Annotated in this window: 5 protein-coding genes; 1 reads left to right on the top strand and 4 read right to left on the bottom strand. The window is 58.4% G+C overall.

Going from position 1 to position 4,265, the window contains the following annotated elements:
* The 3 genes from Q7T06_RS07550 to Q7T06_RS07540 form a co-directional block, all read right to left on the bottom strand.
* A partial coding sequence (locus tag Q7T06_RS07550; protein ID WP_304782815.1) for an anthranilate synthase component I family protein occupies positions 1–992 on the bottom strand: 992 nt, incomplete at its 3' end.
* A gap of 103 nt (positions 993–1,095) precedes the next feature.
* Complete coding sequence (gene slmA / locus Q7T06_RS07545) at positions 1,096–1,671, bottom strand: nucleoid occlusion factor SlmA (RefSeq protein ID WP_304782812.1); 576 nt, start codon at positions 1,669–1,671, stop codon at positions 1,096–1,098.
* Positions 1,672–1,702: 31 nt separating this feature from the next.
* On the bottom strand, positions 1,703–2,428 hold the full coding sequence (locus Q7T06_RS07540) for a pyrimidine 5'-nucleotidase (protein WP_304782807.1): 726 nt from the start codon (positions 2,426–2,428) through the stop codon (positions 1,703–1,705).
* 56 nt (positions 2,429–2,484) lie between these two features.
* Here Q7T06_RS07540 and Q7T06_RS07535 point away from each other — a divergent pair, with 56 nt between their 5' ends.
* Positions 2,485–3,423, top strand: coding sequence for a TraB/GumN family protein (locus Q7T06_RS07535; RefSeq protein WP_304782804.1), 939 nt, complete (start codon positions 2,485–2,487; stop codon positions 3,421–3,423).
* A gap of 50 nt (positions 3,424–3,473) precedes the next feature.
* On the opposite strand, the gene Q7T06_RS07530 is transcribed toward Q7T06_RS07535, so the two are convergent.
* On the bottom strand, positions 3,474–4,265 hold a 792-nt coding region (locus Q7T06_RS07530), incomplete at its 5' end, for a methyl-accepting chemotaxis protein (RefSeq protein WP_304782801.1).

Below are 4,265 nucleotides of genomic sequence, written 5' to 3'. Positions count from 1 at the left end.
CGCGGACTGGCTTCCAGCTCGCGGATGATTTGCATCGTCCTGTGCTTGGGTGCGCCAGTGATAGAACCACAGGGATACAGCGCCGCGAAGATTTCCGGCAACGCAAGCTCATCGCGCAAGCGCGCATGCACGGTCGAGGTCATCTGCAGCACGCTGCTGTAGCGCTGCACCTCGAATAAATTTTCGACTGCAACCGAACCGATGTCGGCGATGCGTCCCAGATCGTTGCGCAAGAGATCGACGATCATCAAATTTTCTGCACGGTTCTTCGGGTCCGATGCCAGTGCATGCGCAGACGCCTCATCCTGTTGCATGTCGCCGCTGGCAGCCGCAGTGCCTTTCATCGGTTGCACGGTCAGCTGGGAATTTGCATGCCGCACAAATAATTCCGGCGACAGCGACATGACCGCACGGCCATCCGGCAAGGCGATCAGGGCGCCATACGGCACGGGCTGGCGCGCGCGCAGGCGGCGATACAAGGCAGGCAAGGAACCATAGGCATCGAAGCGCAAGCGGAATGTGTAATTGACCTGGTAAGTGTCGCCGGCCACGATGTAATCGTGGATGCGCGCAATGGCGGCATCGAATGTCGTCTCATTGATATCCGCATGTACATTTGCAATCCCGGCCGGCGCTGTTTGCTGCTGTTGCGCCAGCCATGCCGCCACCTGTTCCGCTGACAGTGTTTCGCAGCGCTCGAACAAAAGGATTTCAGCCAGCGGCTGGGCGACGGAAGTTGCAGCAGCATGCGGCGCAATGCCATGCAGGGCGGCGCCCAGTTCATAGCTGAATAAAGTGACTGCGAACTGGCCTTGCTGCAATGCCTGCTGCATCTGCTGCAGCAGGGCCGGCAGCTGATCGGCGCGCTGGCAAGTCAGGGTGCCGACATGCTTGCTGTACAGACGCGAGCGCGGATAGGCCGCGCTGGCATCGCTATCGTCGAGCAGCGCAAAGCAATCAGTAATGGAATCGGCGGGAACAGGCAGGGACATAAGTCAGGGCAAGTGAGGCAAGGCAGCCGCTATTGTACGGCCAAGCGGGACTGGCTTGCCGGCACCTGTTAGATGGTGCTCAGACCATGGTTTTCAGCCGCGCTCAGGCCAGCAGCATCGCGATCTGCGCCTGCGCATGGGCCGATGGATTTTGCTTGAAGCCGGTCTTGGCATAGCGCTGCCAGTGCCCGAGCACCGCGCTGGCTATCAGGTTGGCGCGCGCGGCGACTTCCGCTTCGTTCGCCTGCCCTTGCGTGGCGGCCACGCGCAGCGATTGCTTGAGCGCCATCTCTATGCGCTCTATGAATTGATTCATCCTTGCCTGCAGGCGCTCGTCTTCATTGACCAGTGCATCGCCTATCATCACGCGCGTCATGCCGGGATTGCGTTCGGCGAAATTGAGCAGCATCAGCACGATCGCCTGCACCTGCGACAGGCCGTTTTCCTGCTGCTCGGTGATCTTGTTGATCAAGCCGAACACGGTCGATTCTATGAACTCGATCAGACCCTCGAACATTTGCGCCTTGCTGGCGAAATGCCGGTACAGCGCCGCTTCCGATACCTCCACCCGCGCAGCCAGTGCCGCGGTGGTGATCTTCTCTCCCTTGGGTTGCTCCAGCATCGACGCCAGAGTCTGGAGTATCTGCAGTTTGCGTTCGCCTGGTTTGGTGGTTGCCATGATTATATTTTTAGGATGGTAAGCAATCGGACTACCGCAATCGGTGCATCTGCCGGAACAGTTGCCCTACAGATTTTACTTTGACATCAACATAAATAGGGCGTTTTCTGAACGGGCTTGTTGCGCGCCCGCCCATCGCGGCCCCCTTGCTTGAATCGCTGGCCAGGTATTGCGTGACCAGCACGGTCGCCATGCCCAGCTCCCTGGCGCCTTTCAAATGCCCGACCGTGTCTTCCACCAGCACGCAGCGGCGTGGCCTTATGCCTTCCCTGGCCAGCAATTTGCGCAGCATCTGCTTAGATGGTTTCGGCCGCAAGCGGCCATGCACGCGCATCGCTTCTATCGGCACATGTTTGGCAAAATGCCTGTGCAAGCCCAGATGCCGCAGCACTTCATGCGAATAACGACGCGGCGCATTCGTCAGCAGGATCTTGCGGCCCGGCAGGCGGCGCAGCAAGCGTGCCAGGCCGCGCTCGGCGCGTATCATCGTCGGCAAATCGTCGAAACGATGCGCCTCGCGCAAGAAATCCTCGGGCCGCACCTGATGATGATTTACCATACCCAGCAGCGTGGCGCCGTAACGCTGCCAGTAGGCGACGCGCGCAGCATTGACTGCCGCATCATCGGAGGCCGAGCCTTCATCGCTGAACACCTGCGCGATGTAGGCGTTCATGTTCAGGTTGATCGCGGGGAAAATCGCATGCGATGCATCATGCAGCGTGTTGTCCAGATCGAACAGCCAGGTCAGCTCACGCATCGTTAGTTCGCTTCATTTTCATGCATCAGCTTGTCCATACAATTCAGGGAAATTACATGCGTCGTCATATCGTTTTTATTCTTGCCGCACTGTTCAGTCTGTACAGCGTGCATGCACAGGCAGACTACGCTGCGGCCCAGCCAGCGCCATCAGTCGCGCAAAAAACTGCGGCACCGAAACGCGGCATGCTGTACCGCGTCGACTACCGTGGCAACACCAGCTATCTGTTTGGCACCGTGCACGTAGGCCAGACCTCATTCTACCCACTCGAACCGCAAGTGACACGCGCATTGTCAGAAGCCGGCAAGCTGGTGATAGAAGTGGATATACGCGATACGGCGGCGCTCCAGCAAGCCATCATGCGACACGGGATTTATCCGGATGGGCAAACCATCGCACAGCACCTGTCGGCCGACAGCATGAAAAAATTGCAGCTCGCCTTGCAACGCGCCGGCATCCCTCTTGCAAGCATCGCCCGCATGAAGCCGTGGATGGCGGTCAACATGCTGATCATGGATGAAATGGCACGCAATGGCTTTCCGATCGAGCAAGGAATAGAGCTGTATTTCCTGGCGCTGGCAAAAACGCAGAATAAAACCGTGCAAGGGCTGGAAACTGCCGACTATCAACTCGCACTGTTCGACAGCATGAAAGGCGCACAACAGGAGGAATACCTGAAAGAGAATCTGGCCGAACTGGCAGATGGGCAGGCGATGAAAAAAGGCTTGCGACTGATCGCTGCATGGCAAGGCGCAGACAGCAAGGCACTGGAGGCGGCGCTACTGGAAATACAAAACGACCCATCCACCTCAGCCAGATTCATGCAGCGCGTGATGCTGGATCAGCGCAATCCGAACATGGCGAAGCAGATAGAAACGCTGTTGAAAAACGACAAGACCAGCTTTGTCGCCGTCGGTGCACTGCATTTGCTGGGTAATAAAGGTGTACCCGCGCTGCTGCAGCAACGCGGGTACCAGGTACAGAAATTGTATTGAGAATAAAAACAGCCAGGAACAGGCTGAAAGATCAGCGTGATCCGGCGACTTTAAAACTCTTCCCAATCGACATCACTGGAAGACGGCGCACGCACCTCACGTTTTGGTGCATCCATCGCCACCGCCGGACGCGCAGTGTTGCGAGCCACTCGCTGCGCTGCAGGGGCGACTGCAGGCCGGGCCGGACGGCTGACCGTCTTCAGCGATCTGGCCTCCGTTGCATACCCTGCACCGAGCTTGAACACGCTTACCACTTGCGACAGATTACCCGCCTGATCCTGCAGCGAAGCAGCCGCGGCTGCAGCCTCTTCCACCAGCGCCGCATTCTGCTGGGTGACCTGATCCATCTGGCCGATGGCTTGATTGACTTGCTCTATCCCGGCGCTTTGTTCCTGGCTGGCGGCCGTAATTTCACTCATGATGTCGGTCACGCGCTTGATGCTGTCGACGACTTCGCTCATCGTGGCGCCAGCCTGGTCGACCAGCTTGGCGCCGATATCGACTTTGCTGACCGAGTCGCCAATCAATTCCTTGATTTCCTTGGCGGCAGCGGCTGAACGTTGCGCCAGATTGCGCACTTCGGAGGCAACCACCGCAAAGCCGCGCCCCTGTTCGCCAGCGCGGGCCGCTTCCACCGCTGCATTCAGCGCCAGGATATTGGTCTGGAATGCGATGCTATCGATGACGCCGATAATATCAACGACCTTTCGCGACGAGGCATTGATAGAACCCATCGTATCGACCACTTGCGACACGACTGCCCCGCCCTTGGCGGCGACTTCGGATGCGGATGCTGCCAGTTGATTGGCTTGCCGCGCATTGTCGGCATTCTGCCTGACGGT

It is taken from the genome of Herminiimonas sp. (assembly GCF_030645555.1).
GTDB lineage: Bacteria > Pseudomonadota > Gammaproteobacteria > Burkholderiales > Burkholderiaceae_D > Oxalicibacterium.
Note: the sequence above shows the minus strand (reverse complement) of the source record. Positions and strands in the feature narration are given on the sequence as shown.

Coding starts and splice junctions, on each gene's coding strand:
- slmA (WP_304782812.1), bottom strand. CDS start 1,671: ATGGCAACCACCAAACCAGGCGAACGCAAACTGCAGATACTCCAGACT.
- Q7T06_RS07540 (WP_304782807.1), bottom strand. CDS start 2,428: ATGCGTGAGCTGACCTGGCTGTTCGATCTGGACAACACGCTGCATGAT.
- Q7T06_RS07535 (WP_304782804.1), top strand. CDS start 2,485: ATGCGTCGTCATATCGTTTTTATTCTTGCCGCACTGTTCAGTCTGTAC.